The sequence below is a fragment of the Janthinobacterium sp. 13 genome (assembly GCF_002749695.1).
Lineage (GTDB): Bacteria > Pseudomonadota > Gammaproteobacteria > Burkholderiales > Burkholderiaceae_D > Janthinobacterium > Janthinobacterium kumbetense.
On the sequence record NZ_PEEQ01000001.1, the window covers coordinates 3,854,373 to 3,869,451 of the forward strand.

At 65.4% G+C, this 15,079-nt stretch carries 14 protein-coding genes; 2 read left to right on the forward strand and 12 right to left on the reverse strand.

Going from position 1 to position 15,079, the window contains the following annotated elements; genetic code table 11:
* Positions 1 to 15: 15 nt before the first annotated feature.
* The 7 genes from CLU94_RS16915 to CLU94_RS16945 all read right to left on the reverse strand — a co-directional run bounded on the left by CLU94_RS16915 (position 16) and on the right by CLU94_RS16945 (position 8,153).
* The gene (locus CLU94_RS16915; RefSeq protein ID WP_099666459.1) at positions 16 to 552 is read right to left on the reverse strand and encodes a hypothetical protein; all 537 of its coding nucleotides are present in this window, start codon (positions 550 to 552) and stop codon (positions 16 to 18) included.
* Complete coding sequence (pilO, locus tag CLU94_RS16920; RefSeq protein ID WP_099666460.1) at positions 549 to 1,169, reverse strand: type 4a pilus biogenesis protein PilO; 621 nt, start codon at positions 1,167 to 1,169, stop codon at positions 549 to 551. The genes CLU94_RS16915 and pilO overlap by 4 nt, the downstream gene beginning before the upstream one ends.
* Entirely contained in the window at positions 1,157 to 1,699 is a 543-nt protein-coding gene (locus CLU94_RS16925) for a hypothetical protein (RefSeq protein ID WP_099666461.1), read from the reverse strand. Before CLU94_RS16925 ends, pilO begins: the two co-directional genes overlap by 13 nt.
* Complete coding sequence (locus tag CLU94_RS16930; RefSeq protein ID WP_143451450.1) at positions 1,690 to 2,478, reverse strand: hypothetical protein; 789 nt, start codon at positions 2,476 to 2,478, stop codon at positions 1,690 to 1,692. Before CLU94_RS16930 ends, CLU94_RS16925 begins: the two co-directional genes overlap by 10 nt.
* The gene (locus tag CLU94_RS16935; protein WP_099666463.1) at positions 2,465 to 4,162 is read right to left on the reverse strand and encodes a GspE/PulE family protein; all 1,698 of its coding nucleotides are present in this window, start codon (positions 4,160 to 4,162) and stop codon (positions 2,465 to 2,467) included. Before CLU94_RS16935 ends, CLU94_RS16930 begins: the two co-directional genes overlap by 14 nt.
* Before the next feature lie 22 nt (positions 4,163 to 4,184).
* A complete protein-coding gene (locus CLU94_RS16940; protein WP_099666464.1) occupies positions 4,185 to 5,378 on the reverse strand; it encodes a type II secretion system F family protein in 1,194 nt (397 codons plus the stop codon).
* A gap of 243 nt (positions 5,379 to 5,621) precedes the next feature.
* Positions 5,622 to 8,153, reverse strand: coding sequence for a M4 family metallopeptidase (locus CLU94_RS16945; RefSeq protein WP_099666465.1), 2,532 nt, complete (start codon positions 8,151 to 8,153; stop codon positions 5,622 to 5,624).
* A 672-nt stretch (positions 8,154 to 8,825) separates the two neighbouring features.
* On the opposite strand from CLU94_RS16945, the gene CLU94_RS16950 reads away from it, so the two are divergent.
* Positions 8,826 to 9,482, forward strand: coding sequence for a hypothetical protein (locus CLU94_RS16950; RefSeq protein WP_099666466.1), 657 nt, complete (start codon positions 8,826 to 8,828; stop codon positions 9,480 to 9,482).
* Positions 9,483 to 9,533: 51 nt separating this feature from the next.
* On the opposite strand, the gene argH is transcribed toward CLU94_RS16950, so the two are convergent.
* Entirely contained in the window at positions 9,534 to 10,931 is a 1,398-nt protein-coding gene (gene argH, locus CLU94_RS16955; RefSeq protein WP_099666467.1) for an argininosuccinate lyase, read from the reverse strand.
* Positions 10,932 to 11,196: 265 nt separating this feature from the next.
* Between argH and CLU94_RS16960 the strand changes: the two genes are divergently transcribed.
* A complete protein-coding gene (locus tag CLU94_RS16960; RefSeq protein ID WP_099666468.1) occupies positions 11,197 to 11,394 on the forward strand; it encodes a hypothetical protein in 198 nt (65 codons plus the stop codon).
* A gap of 241 nt (positions 11,395 to 11,635) precedes the next feature.
* Here CLU94_RS16960 and CLU94_RS16965 read toward each other — a convergent pair whose 3' ends face one another.
* From CLU94_RS16965 to CLU94_RS16980, 4 genes are read right to left on the reverse strand one after another with little or no spacing between them, the layout of a single operon-like run.
* Positions 11,636 to 12,112 carry a HEAT repeat domain-containing protein gene (locus tag CLU94_RS16965; RefSeq protein WP_099666469.1) on the reverse strand — a complete coding sequence of 159 codons (477 nt, stop codon included), beginning with the start codon at positions 12,110 to 12,112 and terminating at the stop codon, positions 11,636 to 11,638.
* A 51-nt stretch (positions 12,113 to 12,163) separates the two neighbouring features.
* Positions 12,164 to 13,183, reverse strand: a complete 1,020-nt coding sequence (locus CLU94_RS16970; RefSeq protein ID WP_099666470.1) for a M56 family metallopeptidase — start codon at positions 13,181 to 13,183, stop codon at positions 12,164 to 12,166.
* Positions 13,183 to 13,599 (reverse strand): BlaI/MecI/CopY family transcriptional regulator, encoded by a 417-nt coding sequence (locus tag CLU94_RS16975; protein WP_099666471.1) that lies wholly within the window; start codon positions 13,597 to 13,599, stop codon positions 13,183 to 13,185. The genes CLU94_RS16970 and CLU94_RS16975 overlap by 1 nt, the downstream gene beginning before the upstream one ends.
* Positions 13,596 to 14,855: an alpha/beta fold hydrolase gene (locus CLU94_RS16980; protein WP_099666472.1), complete on the reverse strand. Its 1,260-nt coding sequence runs from the start codon at positions 14,853 to 14,855 to the stop codon at positions 13,596 to 13,598. The genes CLU94_RS16975 and CLU94_RS16980 overlap by 4 nt, the downstream gene beginning before the upstream one ends.
* Positions 14,856 to 15,079 lie beyond the last annotated feature (224 nt).

Genomic DNA, 15,079 nt, shown 5'->3' on the forward strand with positions numbered 1-15,079 from the left:
GTGCGGCGCGTCGTTTCAATTGAGGTCCCCTACGGCGAGTGTCTGTTTCAGGTTGAGCGGCAGATAGGTAAATTGCAGTGCGCCCTGCACCACGCCGTCGAAGCGGTAGCGTTCTTCGAGCGTGTCGCCGGGGCGCGCCACGACGTTGCGTTCACCCGCTTGCAGGAAGTAGGCAGCCTTGCCTTCGTCGACGAAACGGCCAAGGAATTGAAAGGGCAGTGGCGGCGGTGCGTTCGCGTCGACGGCGGCGACAGCGCGCGTGGCCTGCGCCGCCTGCTGGTCGAGCATGATTTTTTTCGGCGTATCGGGCTGCCAGCTTTGCTTGGCGAACAGGGTGGCCGCTTCGTCGTCCTCAAGCGCACGGCGCGGATGGATGGCCAGCGCGCGCCCGGTTTGCGGCGCGGCGACTGCAGCGAGAGGCGCGACCGCCACCCGTTCCACCTGGCGCGTGGTGGCCGTGGCCGGTCCCACGATGCTGCCTTCATCCTCGGGCGCGAAGAGGGCGGCCAGCAAGGTGGCCACGGCGGCGCCTCCCAGTACGACTTTCTTCATCGGCGCACCTCCGCCTTTTTCACCAGCAGGATGAACTGGATGCGCGCGTCGATCTCGCCCGCCTCGATCTGCTCTCGCTTGAACAGCACGGAGTCGAGCGTCAGGGTGGGCAGCTCCTGCAAGGCGTCGACGATGAACGTTTGCAGCTGCGCGTATTCGGCTTTCACGGGCAGGGTGATCTGGTAGCGCAAAAAGGCCGTATTGCCATCTTCCTGCGGCTTGTAGTCGGCCTTGGCCAGGGTGACGCCGCTCTTTTGCGCCACGTCCAGCAAGGTTTTCAGCTGCTCGGGAATGCTGTCGTGCGCGGGCAGGTAGGCGTGGAAAGCGGCCAGGCTGTCCGCATCGGCATCGAGCGCCATTGGTGCCGGCGGCAGCGCCGACTGTCTGGCCGCAGCGGCCAGTTGCGCCGCCAGTTGCTGCTGGCGCGCGGCCAGCGCATCGCCCTGCTGCATGGCGAAAGCGGCCAACGCGAGGCAGGCCGCGCCGATGGCGCTGGGCCAGCCCAGGGTACGCCACAGCCGTTGCGCTTCCCACCGCAGGCGCGGCGGCAGGCGCAGTTGCAGGCGTGGACGGGCCACGGGCGTGCTGGCTTTCAGCACGGATTTTATTGCCGCCATTGCGCCTCCAGCTGAAAACGGTACGGGTGTTCGGGAGCGTTCGCATTCATCTCGTGTTTGAGCAGATACACGGAACTGAACATGGGCTGCTGGTTCAGGAAGGCCAGGTAGTTGAGCATGTCCTGTGGCGTTTCCGCTTCGGCGGTAATTTTCAGGACGCTGGCGCCATCCTGTCCCTGTTGCGCGTTCAGGTCCAGTCCCAGCAGGGCCACGCGCACGTCGCGCGGCGCCTGCACCGTTTTGACCAGGCGCGTGACGGGCAGGTTGAGCTGGCGCACGGCGGCGGCCACCTGTTTCAGTTCGAGGTCGCGTTCGCGCTGCTGGCTGGCGGACAAGGGCGCACGCATGGGACGCGCGGGCTGCAGCTGGGCCAACTGCGCTTCCAGGCGCCGTGTCTCCTGCGCCTGCACCAGCCAGTACACGGCGGCCGGCAGCAGCATCAAGCCGCCCGCCAGGCACAGGGCCAGGCGCCAGCCGCTGAATGTCTGCACTGTACCGGGCGCCAGCAATTCCAGGCGGCTCAGGCCCATGCGGCCTCCCGCATCAGGTGCGCGGCGCCGGCCACGGGGAGGGGCTGAAAGCGCGCCGGCAGCGCATCCTGCGGCACGCCGCTCAAGTCGAGCAGCGCTACGTGTTCGATGGCCTCGAGCTGCGGCGCGCGCAAGTTCCAGCGCCGCCACGCCCGATCCAGTTCGTCGCCCCAGGCGGCGCCGCAAGACTGGCTATGCAGGGCCGTGATGCGCCCGCCGCTCGTCGTTGCCAGCAGCAGCCGGCCCGCTTCCACCAGGGCGAAGGCGGCAGGCTTGTTGCCGGCCATGCTGCGCCAGGCCGGCCCCACGATGGGTTCGATGGACAGGCAGCGCCGGCCATGCGCGGCGGCTGCATCCTGCACCGCTTGCAGCAGGGCCGCATCGACGCCGCAGGCCAGGCGTGGCTTGCCGTACGGTGCATCGTCGGCAGCGAGGTGCCAGGCCCGTGCGCCATCGCCATAGACGGCGGCGAACTGGCTGTGCAGGAAGCGCTGTGCGCTGGCCGCGTCGAGCAGGGCGCCGCTCCACGGCACCATCAGCATGGCGCACCAGCGGCTGGCCAGGCTGACGGCCAGCGGCATTTTTTTGTCGCCATCCTGTTCGAGCCAGCCGCGCAAGCTTGCCAGCGCCACTTCCCAGCTGGCGTCGGGATTGGCAATGGGGAGGTGGAAGGCGCTGCCAGGCACGGGACGGCCGGCGCGGCGCAGCACGCCGTCCAATCCGTGCGGCGCCAGGTGCAGGCACAGGGTGGCCCGGGTAAGGCGTTCAATAAGTGACACGATTGAGCTCCGCTAAAGTGGTTTCGCCGCGCCGCACCAGGTCCAGGCCCGCTTCGCGCGCCAGGCGAAAACCGTTGCGCGCCGCCTCTTCCTTCATCTGGCTCAGGGGCGCGCGCGTGCAGATCATTTCGCGCATCGCGTCGCTGAGCATCAGTACTTCGGCGACGGCCTTGCGGCCCTTGTAGCCGGTGCCGCGGCAATGGCCGCAGCCCTTGCCGGCCATGAATTGCCAGTCCTGCACCTGGTGCAGGGCCAGGCCGCTGTCGCGCAGCTGCTGCGCATCGGCCAGCACTTCGGCGCTGGCGTCGACGGCGCAATGGGCGCAATTGAGGCGCAGCAGGCGCTGCGCCACGATGCCGTTCAGGGCGGCCGCGAAGCTGTAGGCATCGACGCCCATGTGCAGGAAGCGCCCGACCACATCAAAGACGTTATTCGCGTGCACGGTGGTAAACACCAGGTGGCCCGTGAGCGCCGCCTGCACGGCGATCTGCGCCGTTTCATCGTCGCGGATTTCGCCGATCATGATCTTGTCGGGATCATGGCGCAGGATGGAGCGCAGGCCGCGCGCGAACGTCAGCCCCTTTTTTTCGTTGACGGGAATCTGCAGCACGCGCGGCAAGCGGTATTCGACGGGGTCCTCGATGGTGACGATCTTGTCGCGCCCCGTATTGATTTCCGTGATGGCCGCGTACAAGGTGGTGGTCTTGCCGGAACCCGTGGGACCCGTCACCAGCAGCATGCCGTGCGGCTTGGCGGCCAGGCGCCGTATCTGTTCGATGGCGTCCTCGTTCAGGCCCAGGCTTTCCAGGCGCAGCGCCTGCGCCGCCTCCGTCAGTGCGCGCCGGTCCAGCAGGCGCAGCACGGCGTCCTCGCCAAAGATATTGGGCATGATGGAAACGCGGAAATCGATCTCCGCCCCTTTCACGCGCACCTTGAAGCGGCCATCCTGGGGGATGCGACGCTCGGCGATGTCGAGGTCGGCCATGACCTTGATGCGCGAGATGATCTGTTCCGCCATCGCCAGTCCCTGCACCTGGCCCGCCTGCACCAGCACGCCGTCGACGCGGTATTTGATGACCAGGCTGGCCACGTCGCATTCGAGGTGGATGTCGCTGGCCTGGAATTTCAGGGCGTCGTAGATGGTGGAGTTCACCAGCTTGACTACCGGACTGCTGTCCTCGCTGATGCGGATCAGCGAGATGTCTTCGATGCTTTGGTCGAGTCCTGGAACGTCATCCCCGTGCTGTATTTCCTGCATCGCCTGCTGCACGCTTTCCTGCTGCAGCAAATAGGCGGCCAGGTCGTCCGGATGGGCCAGCGCCACGGTGAAGGGCGTGGACAGGGCGAAGTCGGCCCACTGCAGCAGGTCTTCGCTGAAGGGATTGCCGATGACAAGCACGGGCGGTGCGCCGGGGGCGCCCGGCTGCAGCAGCACGCAGTCGCGCTGGGCGCAATCCGTGTAGGGCAGCAGGGCAAAGGCGGGCATGGCGGCCTGCAGTTCGGCCATCGTCCACGCAGGATAGCGGAACAGGGCGGCCAGCTGGCGCAAAAAGACTTCGGGCGGCAGGGCCGCCGTTTCCTGCAGCACGGCCATTTGCGGGCGGCCCTGTTCCAGCGCGCTGGCGTGGGCGCGGCGCAGCATGGCGGCATCGAGCACGGCCCGTTCTTCGTCGCGTGCGTTCATGGCATGACCTTCACGATAACGTTCACGATAAGCTCCCGGCCAGTTCAAAGATCGGCATGTACATCAGCACTACCACGCCGCCGATGACGACGCCGATGACGGTCATCAAGAGCGGCTCGAGCAGGCGCGAGGCCCAGTCCACCCAGCGGGCGAATTCCTCGTCGTGGAACTTGGCCGAGCGTTCCAGCATGTCGCCCAGGCGGCCCGTGTTTTCTCCCACTTTCAGCAGCGATTGCGCCACGGGCGTGGCCATGGCGGCGTGTTCCAGCGCGGTGGAAAACGGCATGCCCTCCTGCACCGCGCGGCGCGCCTGCGCCAACTGCTCCTGCTGCGCCGGCAGCAGCATGGGGGCGACCATGGCCAGCGCCTTGTGCAGCGGGATGCCGGCGTGCAGCAGCAGGCTCAGGGCGCGGTAAAAGCGCGCCAGGCGGAATTCCGCCGCCTTCCCGGCCAGCACGGGCAGGCGCAGCAGGCGCAAGACGAGGGCCTGGCGCGCACCAGTATTGGCGATGCCGAAGACCACGGCGCCAACGGCGGCGGCGAGCGCCGTGGCACACAGCAGCGGATGCGCGGCCAGGGTCTGGCCAAAACCCAGCAGCATTTGCGACATCCACGGGATTTCGCGGCCCGAGCTTTCGTAGACGACGCTGAACTTCGGCACCACGTAGCCGAGCAGGAACAGGGTCACCAGACCGCCGACGACGAGCAGCATGCACGGGTAGATGGCGGCGGAAATGAGTTTTTTACGGATGGCGTCGAACTGCAGCTGGTAGCCGACGAAGCGCGCCAGCGCCTCGGGCAGGTTGCCCGAGCGTTCGGCCGCATGCACGGTGGCGATGTAAATGTCGGGGAAGATGTCGGGGAAACCGGCCAGGGTGTCGGAAAAGCTTTGCCCTTGCTGCAGGGTGAGCACGATGGCGGCCAGGGTGGCCTTTGCGCTTGGCCGCGTTTCCTTGTTGTGCAGGGTGGCCATGGCCTCGCCCAGGTTCAGGCCCGCTTCGAGCAGGGCCAGCAGCTCCTGGCTGAATTGCAGCAGGGGCAAGCCCTGCTTGCCCAGGCGCGGCGCGACGCCAGCCTCCTGCGCCGCGCCGTCATCGACGGCCAGCACGCGCCAGCCGCCGCGCACGGCCGCGCGGATCGCCTCGGCCTCGCTGGCGGCGTCGATGGCCAGCGCCTGGCTGCCCGCCGGGCCCTGCACCTGGAGGTGGAACTGCATGGCCGCGTCAGGCGAGCATGGTGGCAGGCGTAAAAATGGACAGGCTGGAATGGGGGAAAGCGCGTGCGGACAAGGTCGAAGTAGGCATCGGTCAGGAACAATCTAAAAAAAGTTCAATTCGTCGCGGGTACCGGCAGCAGGCAAGATGCAATTACTGCCTCAGGGTAGACTGTAATTGCCAGAAAATCAATCGTGCTGTGCGGGCAAGCCTTGTATCGATGGCTTGCCCGCATGTTCAGCCGCTTACTGGGTAACCAGGCTGACCTTGTCGATCACGAACGAGGTTTGCAGCGATGCGTCCTCGGTCGCGGCGAACGAGATCTGCACGGTCTGGCCCTTGTAGGCGATCAGGTCAAACGTACGGATCTGGTAGCCGGCTGCCTTGTTCACGTTCGAATACGTGGCCAGGGTGCCCAGCACCGTGCCGGCGCTGTTCTTCACGGTGACGACCAGCTTGTCGTACACGGTATTGCCTGTTTCAGCCGTGTCGATGTGCAGCGCGAAGCTCAAGCTGGCGGACGTGGCGGCGGCCGGAATGGCCACGCTTTGCGTCAGCGATTCGCTGGCTGTGGCGCCATTGCCGCCCAGCCAGGCATACTGCGTGCCTTCGTATGCGGTTTGGCCCGTGAAGGTGCCGATAGCGCCCGTGGTGCCGCTCCAGCCCGTGGCGCCGGACTCGAAGCCGCCGTTCGTCACGCGTTCGGTGGCGCTGCTCGTGCCCACCGTCAGCGTGGCGTTGTTCGACGTGGCCGTCACGGCGGGCGAGGACGAATCCGTCACCGTGGCCTTGAACACGGCGCCGCTATCGGCCGCCACGGTCGTGAAGCTGTAGGCAGGCGACGTGGCGCCGCTGATCACGGCGCCGTTGCGGTACCACTTGTAGGTGTACGGCGCCGTGCCGCCGCCCGCGCCCACGGCGAACGAGGCGATGGCGCCCGGTGCGACGGTGATGCTGGCCGGCTGGCTGGTGATGGTCACCGCGCCGCCCGTGGTCGATTCATCGACGTCGGCGCCCACGTTGATGGCCGCATACGCGCGCTTGACGGCGATAGCCTCGGCGCTGCCCACGCCATACAGTTCCTCGGCTGCCTGCAGCACCTTGTTGCGCGCATCGGCGTAGTTGGTCGACGAGGTGAACTTGGTGGTGGCGGCCTTGAACCAGATGCGGTATGCCTTGTCGCTGCCGATACCGGTCATGGCCAGCGGGCTCTTGTTCAGGTAGGAGCTGTAGTAGTCGCTGCTGGACGTGGAGTTCGAACCTTGCGACAGGAAGTAGAACATGCGGTTGTTCGGACCGCTGCTGTAGTGGACGTCGAGGTTCTTGATGGTGCTGCTCCACGCATTCGGGCTGCTGCCATCCTTGCTTGGCTTGTACAGCCAACGCAGCGGCTGGCCATTCTTGGCGATTTCCTTGCCCGTCATCCAATCGTTGCCCGTGTTGGGGATGCTGGTGCCCGTGCCGCCGGCGCGCGCATAGGCTTCCACCATCTCGCCGGCGATGTCGGAGCTCGATTCGTTCAAGCCGCCCGACTCTTGCGAGTAGATCAGGCCTGAGGTAGCGTCCGTGATGCCGTGGCCCATTTCGTGGCCGATCACGTCGATGGAACCGAGGTTGTTGAACGAGCTGCCGCCGTCGCCGATGTACATGCACTTGCAGCTGCTGTCGTAGTAGGCGTTGTCGTAGGCCGTGTTGACGTGGGCGGCGATGTGGGTGGCCGTGTTGTTGCCGTCCAGACTGGACCAGCCCAGCACATTCTTGTGCGTGTCGTAGGTGTTCATCAGGCCCCACATCGCGTTCACGGCCGCCGTCTGGCCGTTGGCGTTGGTGGTGCTGCCGCCGTTGATGTATTGCTGGCCGTCGCCCCAGGTATTGCTGGTGCTGCTGTACACGCTGCCCGAGGTGGTGCCGTGGTTGGCATTCGTGATGGCCATGCCGCCGAAGCTGCCGCCGGTACCGCGGCTGGGGTCTTTCATGGTGTAGGTGCTGCCCGTGAGCGTGGTGTTGAGCGGTACCTGGCCGTTGTACTGGCTGTTGCCGATGCCGGCCACGGTTTTCAGGGCTTTCCACTGGCGCAGGATGCGGCCATCCTTGGCGCTGACGACGGTGTCGTAGTAGACGGGCTTGTTACCGCTGATCATGCGCGTCTGCACCAGGTAGGCCAGCTCGTAGTGGTCGACCACGTCCTGCACGTCAAGGGCGTTCAGCGCGGCTTCCGACTTGTTCTCGGCGCCGGCCACGCGCACCGTTTTCATCACGGGGTAGATCAGCAGTTGCGCATGCGGCGGCACGTGGTCGACGGCCGGCACGCCGATGCTTTTCACGGCGGCGGCGATGGCGGCGGCGGCGCTGACGGCCGGCGTGGTGTCGATATCGGTGGTGGCGCTGCGGGTGACGGAATTGACGCCGCCGCTACCGAGGCCGGAAGCGCGGTCCGACACGGATTCGCTGACGATGTCGCCGGCGTTGTTGCTGACCACGACCGTCTCGGAACCGAAGACGGGCAAGCCCTTGTAGGTGTGCTGTACGCGGCTCACACGCGTGCCGCTGACGCCCGGATGCTGGGCGCCGACGGCAAAGCCATGCTCGGTATTCAGGCCGCGGCTGCGTGCCTGCGCGGCCAGCTTGTTGACCAGGCTGGCGTTCTCTTGTGGAGAGGCCAGGCTGACCGGGGCGGCCATCAGGGTCTGTGGCAGCGGCGAGGCGGCATCTGCCGTGGTGGCCATCAGCGGCAGGGCGGCGATGGATGCGGCAACTATCGTCAAACGTAAATTCATTTCTGCTCCATGGTATCGGTTAAGGAAATGGTGAATGAGCTGGCCGCGATGCCTGATGGCCACCCCGGCGTGCCTGGCGGCGGGCGGATAGCCTGCCGTTTTGTGGTGGCATGACGCCGGGTAGGGGGACACTAAACTTGTCGAGATCGCCATGTCAAAAAATTCAAGAAATGGGTCACTACGCGAATTTTTGTTAAGAATTGAACATTTATCAGCCCTGTATCGTTGGAAAGTTTGATCTACCACAAGCTGCAACTTTTGTTTTGGACTACTTCCCCTAATGGAGCGCTCTGTTGGAAAAACACTGTTGCATTTTTTAAATGTTGCGATCTACACTAGCTCTTCATGTGGTCCCCAGCGGATCACGCGAAGACAAAAAAAGCGCACGCGGCAATGACCGCGTCCAGATACAGCGCATCGGGAAAAAAATCGGGAGTTTCACATGACGTCAGTTCTGTTTTCTGCTGTTGGTTTCAGCCATTTCCCCTCTGGAGCGGCATTCATGCTGCATCCGCCTTCCTAGCCGCCGCCAACCGGCCCTTCCCCCGCGAGGGGGGCTTTTCAGCGAGTCCGACCGCGCCGCCCGGTGCGGCCGCTGGCGCAGTGCATCCTTTTTTCAGGAAGGGTTGCCGGCTCCTGGTGCGTGCACCGGAATCACCGGCCCGACGAACTATGCTTTCGATAGCGACCAAAGTGGAACAGATCGTGATGGAATCGGCCTTTCTCAGCGAGGGACTGGGCCGGGGCTTGCTCAACCTGTCGGAACTGGCGCGCCAGCTGCAGCCGCAATTGCAGAGCGATTTATGGAAACCGGTGGGCCAGGCCGCCGTGGTGATGGCGCTGCGCCGCCTGGCCGAACGCATGCCGCAGCAGAAAAGCGGCGAGATCGTGCTGGCGCACCGTGCGGGAGAACTGTCCACGCGCAGCGAACTGATGATTTTTACCTACCGTTACTCCGACCAGACGTATGCCTGCCAGCGCCAGTTGCTGGCGCTGGCCGCGCCCCAGCGGGGCACGTTCATTACCGTCACGCGCGGCGTCAACGAGGTGATGGTGATCTGCAGCCGCAGCCTGCATGCGCTGGTGGAAGAGGTTTTCGGCGAAGAGCAGGAGCTGGCGCGCCTCGAGCGCGTGACGGCCGTGACCTTGCACCTGGCGCCTGAAACCTGCTATACGCCGGGCGTGTATCACGCCATCCTCAAGCGCCTGGCGTGGGAGCGCATCAACCTGATCAACATCATCTGCACCTACACGGAGCTGACCTTGCTGCTGGAAGCATCGCAGACGGGGGCCGCCTTTGCCGTGCTGTCGAAAATCGTCGCCCAATGAAAAACGCCCCGCTGCGGCGATGCAGCGGGGCGTTGGCGGGACGCAGCCCGTTTATTTTTCCAGTTGCGTACGCACGCGGGCGATCGCGGCGCGTACCTGGCGTGGCGCGGTGCCGCCCACGTGGTCGCGCGCGGCGACAGAGCCTTCCAGGGTCAGCACGGCAAACACGTCTTCGTCCGTCAGCGGGGAAAACGCGCGCAGCTGCTCCAAAGACAGGTCGGCTAGGTCGCAGCCGGCGTCGACGCAGGCGCGCACGGCCAGGGCCACCGCTTCATGCGCGTCGCGGAATGGCAAGCCTTTCTTGACCAGGTAGTCGGCCAGGTCGGTCGCCGTGGCATAACCCTGCAGGGCTGCCGCGCGCATCGCTTCCGGTTTCACCGTGATGCCGCCGGCCATGTCGGCGAAGATGCGCAGGGTGTCGATGACGGTGTCGACGGTGTCGAACAGCGGTTCCTTGTCTTCCTGGTTGTCCTTGTTGTAGGCCAGCGGCTGGCCTTTCATCAGGGTCAGCAGGCCAGTCAGGTGACCATACACGCGACCCGTCTTGCCACGCGCCAGTTCCGGCACGTCCGGGTTTTTCTTTTGCGGCATGATCGACGAGCCGGTGCAGAAGCGGTCGGCGATGTCGATGAAGCCGATGCGTGGGCTCATCCAGATCACCAGTTCTTCGGCCATGCGCGACACGTGCATCATCAGCACGGCGGAGGCGGCGCAAAATTCGATGGCGAAATCGCGGTCCGACACGGCGTCGAGCGAGTTGTGGCACACGTCGTCAAAGCCCAGCGTCCTGGCCACGCGCAGGCGGTCGATGGGGAAGGTGGTGCCGGCCAGGGCGGCGGCGCCCAGCGGCAGGCGGTTGACGCGCTTGCGGCAGTCGGCCATGCGTTCGGCGTCGCGGCCGAACATCTCGACATACGCCAGCATGTGGTGGCCGAAGGTGATCGGCTGGGCCACCTGCATGTGGGTAAAGCCCGGCATGATGGTGTCGGCATGCTGTTCGGCCAGGTCCGTCAGCGCGCTGCGGAACGTCGCCAGCAGGGTGGTGATGTCGTCGATGGCGGAGCGCACGTACAGGCGAATGTCGGTCGCCACTTGGTCGTTGCGCGAACGGCCCGTGTGCAAGCGCTTGCCCGCATCGCCTACCAGTTCGGTCAGGCGTTTTTCAATATTCAGGTGGACATCTTCCAGGTCCAGCAGCCATTCGAACTGGCCGGCGGCGATTTCCTGCGAGATTTGCGCCATGCCGCGCTGGATTTCCGCGTAGTCGGCCGGGCTGATGATGGCTTGCGCATGCAGCATTTCCGCATGGGCCAGCGAACCTTCGATGTCGAACAGCGCCAGGCGCTTGTCAAAAAATACAGAAGCTGTGTAGCGCTTGACGAGGTCCGAGACCGGTTCGGAAAACCGGGCCGACCAGGCTTCGCCCTTTTTGGAGAATTGATCAGTCATGAAAGAAGTCCTTTAGTGTAGGGCGATTATAAACAAGGTTGGCCGGCGGTAGGGCTTTTAGGGGCTTGCAGGGCGCTGAAATGGCCAGGAATGGGGCTGGCAAGCCTCAAATGCCACGGCGCGGGCACGTTGTGCGTTCCATCCGGGCTTTTTGTATTCTGTCCCGCGAATCGTGCGTTTGGTCGCAATCCGATGGCGGTTCAGGGGGGATCGGCCTACAGTTCAATCATCGCAGCACACAACCAGCCACCCAAAGGACATCATCATGAACATCGCTAAAAACATGGAAGCCATCTTCGTCGCCATCATCGCCATCGCCGCCGCCACCAGCCTGGCTACCGCCGCCGTGCCGAAGTTCCGCGCCGCGCCGGCACCCGTTGCGGCCAGTGCCGAGCAAGTCACCATGCACACCGTGTACGTCAGCGCCAAGCGCTTGAGCGCCGAAGAAAAAGCCGCCCTGTAAGCGCGGCCATGCCATGCCATGCCATGCCATGCCATGCAGGCAGTAGCAGTACCTTGCAGTTTCCCATCACGGGCCATTCGAACGGACGGTACCCCCGGTTCGCTCCAGCCCAGGTGACAGCAGCAATACGCAACACAGCATAACGACAGGCGGAACGTACGCCTCCAGCCAAGCAGCCTACTTTCACGCGTTAGCCCTCACGGGCCGTCGGCATCGCGCCGGCGGCAGCGGACAGCCACGCCTAGCGCATTTCGTCCAGCGCCCAGCGCGCCTCGCTGGCCACGTCGGGGACGGGGTCATGCAAGCGGCTTTGCAGCATGGGAATGGCGGCGCCGGCTTGCAAGTCGCCCAGCGCATGCGCCACGCGACGGCGCACCACGGCGTCCTGATCGCCCAGCATGGCGATCATCGGCGCCAGCCAGCGCCGCTCGCCCATGTCGCCCAACGCGGCGGCAGCTTCGGCGCGCACCGCGGCGTCGCGATCGGCCAGCAGCGCCGCCACGGCGGGTGCCGTTTCCGTAAAACGCATTTCACCGAAGGCCCAGACGGCAAGCTGGCGTACGACAGGCTGCGGGTCGCGCAAGGCCAGCAGCAGCGCCGGTATGGCGGCGCGCTGGTGGAACGATTCCGTCTCGGCCGCATGGCGCAGCGTGTAGTCCCTGGCGCGCATCGCGCTGGCAAGTTGGGTGAAATTCGGATTGTCGAGCGCTTGCAGCAAGGCGACCGGGTCTTGCTGCCGGCTGTCGGAGCCCGGCAGCAGGCTGTCCGGCTACAGCACCCGCTCCCCTTGCAGCGTGATACTGCCGATCACGCACACCAGCGCCACGCTTGCCAGCATGCCGCTCCACCATTGACGCAGCGTGACGCGCCCGCGCGGGCGATGGGCTTCCAGCAGCGCCGCGATGCGTGCGCCCAGCATGGCGCCGCGGCTGGCAATGCGATTGGCCATGCCAGTTGCCGGCTTGCCTGCCGGTCCTGCGCCGAAAGCCTGGCGCGACACGGTGAGCAGGGTGTGGGCATAACGCGATGGCGTGGCGCCGGCAGCCAGCACCGCATCATCGGCAGCGCATTCCGTATCGTGTTCGAACATGCGCAACAGCGGATACATCAGCGGGTGCCACCAGTACAGGGCAAGCAGCACGCGCGCCAGCAGCAGCATGGGCCAGTCATGGGCGCGGATATGCGCCAGTTCGTGGGCCAGCACGGCATCGGCCTGTGCGTAGCCGGCGCTGTGCCGGTCCAGCACGATGACGGGATGATGCCAGCCCCAGCTGTATGGCGATGCGGCCGTATCGGAGACCAGCAGGCGCACGGCGCGGCGCAGCCCCAGCGACCGATGCAGCCTTTGCAGGGCCGTTGTCCATGCCGGCGCTTCGAGCACCTGTGCGGCGACGCTCGCCTGGCGCAAGCGCGCCAGGTTCAGCGCCAGGCGCAGCAGGTGGCATGCCACGCCGACGGCATACGCGGCCAGCAGCCAGCGGCCCAGCCATGCGGCACGTGCCGGGGCAGCCACGGCTGCCTCGATGTCGGGCAGCGCGACCGTCGTCACGCTGATGGGGATGCGCAGCGGAGGATCGAGCAGGGCCGACAGGGCCAGCGGCATGCGCATGGGCAGCTGCGGCAGCCATAGCCAGAACAAGGGCAGCAACAGCAGCGCCACCAGGCCGCAGCGCGTGGCAAACACGCGGCGCGAGGCCGATGCGCGGTGCAGCAGGCGCAGCATGCAGAGCAGCAGCACGACCGTCACGCTATGCTTCAACAGCAGCTGCGCGAGGTCGGTTCCCGCCATCAGCGGCCTTCCTGGCGTGCCTTCGCGATCATCGCTTCGAGGTCATCGAGCTCCTGCGCACTCAGTTCGCCGGACATGCCGAGCAAGGCCGTCGCGGCGCTGGCCTTGGAATTATTGAAAAAGGTACCGACCAGTTTTTTCAGCGCCGACTCGCGCACCTGCGCCTGCGGCGCCACGGCGCTGTACAAATAGCGCTGGCCATCGACGCGATGCTGCAGCACGCCCTTCGTTTCCAGGCGCGCCAGCATGGCGCGCACCGCCGAATTGCTCAAGTCCGGGCCCAGTGCTTCCTGGATTTGCGACGCGGTGGCTTCCTGCAGCCGGTACACGCATTCGACGACCTGGCGTTCGCGCGGCGCCAGGTCTTCCAGTCCGCGCATGTCGGCGCCTGTTGTGGATACGGGATTTTTTTTCATGGTTGTTTCAATGCTTGCTCTGCTTGTGAAAGATGCTGGCGGTAGCCGGCCATTGCCTGTTCGCGTGCACCGTTGGCCTGTCCCAGCGCAAGCGCCCGCGTGAACTGGCGCTGCGCTTCCGCAGGGCGAGCGTCCGCCAGCAAGGCTTCGCCGTAGCTGTCCGCGGCATTGTCGGACTGCGCGTGGGCCTGGTTATTGTACGCCAGCACCAGCGTGGCCAGCGCCGTGCGCTTCGCCCTGGTCAGCAGGTCGAAACCCAGCGTATTGATCTCCACTTCGCTCAGGGCGCTGTCCCGCAGCGCCAGCGCGATGCGGCTTGCGGCCGCGTCGTTCTGCTGCTTGCCCAGCAGGGCGGCGCTGTGCTCCAGTTCCCCCATCAGTTTTTGTCTGGCCTGCGCCCTGGCCACGCGCGCGGCGCTCTGCGTGGCCAGGGTCATGACCTGGCCGATGGCGGCAACGACCAGTTCCGGTTCCTGCATCTGGATGCCATGGCCGCTATTCGGCGTGAAGACGTGCGCGCCGCTGGAAAACTGGCTGAGGAAGGCGGCGTGCCGCTCGCGCTTGATCTTGACGATGGCTGGCGTCTCCTGGAAAAAGTCCGAATCGGCACGCGCCTGCACGGACGTGAGCAGCACCGCCGGCACGTCGGGCAGCACCGGCATCGTCGGCAGCTTGCCCGCATCGAGGATGGCCTGGATGGTCTGCAGCTCGCCCTGCCACTTGGCCGGGATGCTGGCAGCGAGCATGCGCTGGTCCTGTTGCAAGCGCACCGGATCGAGGCGTTTGAGGACGGTTTCCAGGCCTTCATCCGCGGGGTCGACAAAGACCAGACCCGCGACCTGCTGCGGATGCGTCGCCGCGAAATAGCGGATCAGGAAGCCGCCATAGGAATGGCCCACCAGGATCAACGATCCTTCCACCTTGCGCTGGCGCAGCACATCGGCCAGCTCGGCGACGCTTTGTTCCATGCTGAGTGGCTGGGGACGCGCCGGCGACTTGCCGTAGCCGGCACGCGAGTAGACCAGCACCGCCGCTTTCTTCGCCACCTCCGGCGCCACCTTGCGCCATACCGACAGGTCGCTGGCGAAGCCCGCCTCGAAGACGACGGTATACGGCCCGGCGCCAGTCTGCGCCACGTGCAGCGGATGCCCGCCGACGCTGACCATGCCGTCAAAATCGGCGGCGACGGCCGGTGTTGTCAGGGCGGCGGCAGACAGCAGGCCGGCCCATGTCCACTTCCATGCGAATGAGAGCATCGTTTTCCTTGATGGTTGAGTTGGCTACAAATGTAGCATGCGACATTTGTAGCACCCCTGCAAGCAATGCATGCGGCGACTTGTCCGCCGCAGGGAACGGCGGCCAGCCAGCCTTCCTGCCTTTCATCGGGCCGGTTGGTATTCTGTCCCTTCTTTTTGGCGGTTTGTCGCAAGCCGCTGGAGATGGCCGGCCCATGCGCCTACAGTTCCATCATCGCAGCAGA

Excerpts from the sequence above, each read along its gene's own strand:
- CLU94_RS16940 (WP_099666464.1), bottom strand. The coding sequence starts at position 5,378 with ATGCAGTTCCACCTCCAGGTGCAGGGCCCGGCGGGCAGCCAGGCGCTG.
- CLU94_RS16960 (WP_099666468.1), top strand. The coding sequence starts at position 11,197 with ATGAACATCGCTAAAAACATGGAAGCCATCTTCGTCGCCATCATCGCC.
- CLU94_RS16950 (WP_099666466.1), top strand. The coding sequence starts at position 8,826 with ATGCTTTCGATAGCGACCAAAGTGGAACAGATCGTGATGGAATCGGCC.
- CLU94_RS16935 (WP_099666463.1), bottom strand. The coding sequence starts at position 4,162 with ATGAACGCACGCGACGAAGAACGGGCCGTGCTCGATGCCGCCATGCTG.
- CLU94_RS16975 (WP_099666471.1), bottom strand. The coding sequence starts at position 13,599 with ATGAAAAAAAATCCCGTATCCACAACAGGCGCCGACATGCGCGGACTG.
- CLU94_RS16915 (WP_099666459.1), bottom strand. The coding sequence starts at position 552 with ATGAAGAAAGTCGTACTGGGAGGCGCCGCCGTGGCCACCTTGCTGGCC.
- CLU94_RS16970 (WP_099666470.1), bottom strand. The coding sequence starts at position 13,183 with ATGGCGGGAACCGACCTCGCGCAGCTGCTGTTGAAGCATAGCGTGACG.
- CLU94_RS16925 (WP_099666461.1), bottom strand. The coding sequence starts at position 1,699 with ATGGGCCTGAGCCGCCTGGAATTGCTGGCGCCCGGTACAGTGCAGACA.
- pilO (WP_099666460.1), bottom strand. The coding sequence starts at position 1,169 with ATGGCGGCAATAAAATCCGTGCTGAAAGCCAGCACGCCCGTGGCCCGT.
- CLU94_RS16945 (WP_099666465.1), bottom strand. The coding sequence starts at position 8,153 with ATGAATTTACGTTTGACGATAGTTGCCGCATCCATCGCCGCCCTGCCG.
- CLU94_RS16980 (WP_099666472.1), bottom strand. The coding sequence starts at position 14,855 with ATGCTCTCATTCGCATGGAAGTGGACATGGGCCGGCCTGCTGTCTGCC.
- argH (WP_099666467.1), bottom strand. The coding sequence starts at position 10,931 with ATGACTGATCAATTCTCCAAAAAGGGCGAAGCCTGGTCGGCCCGGTTT.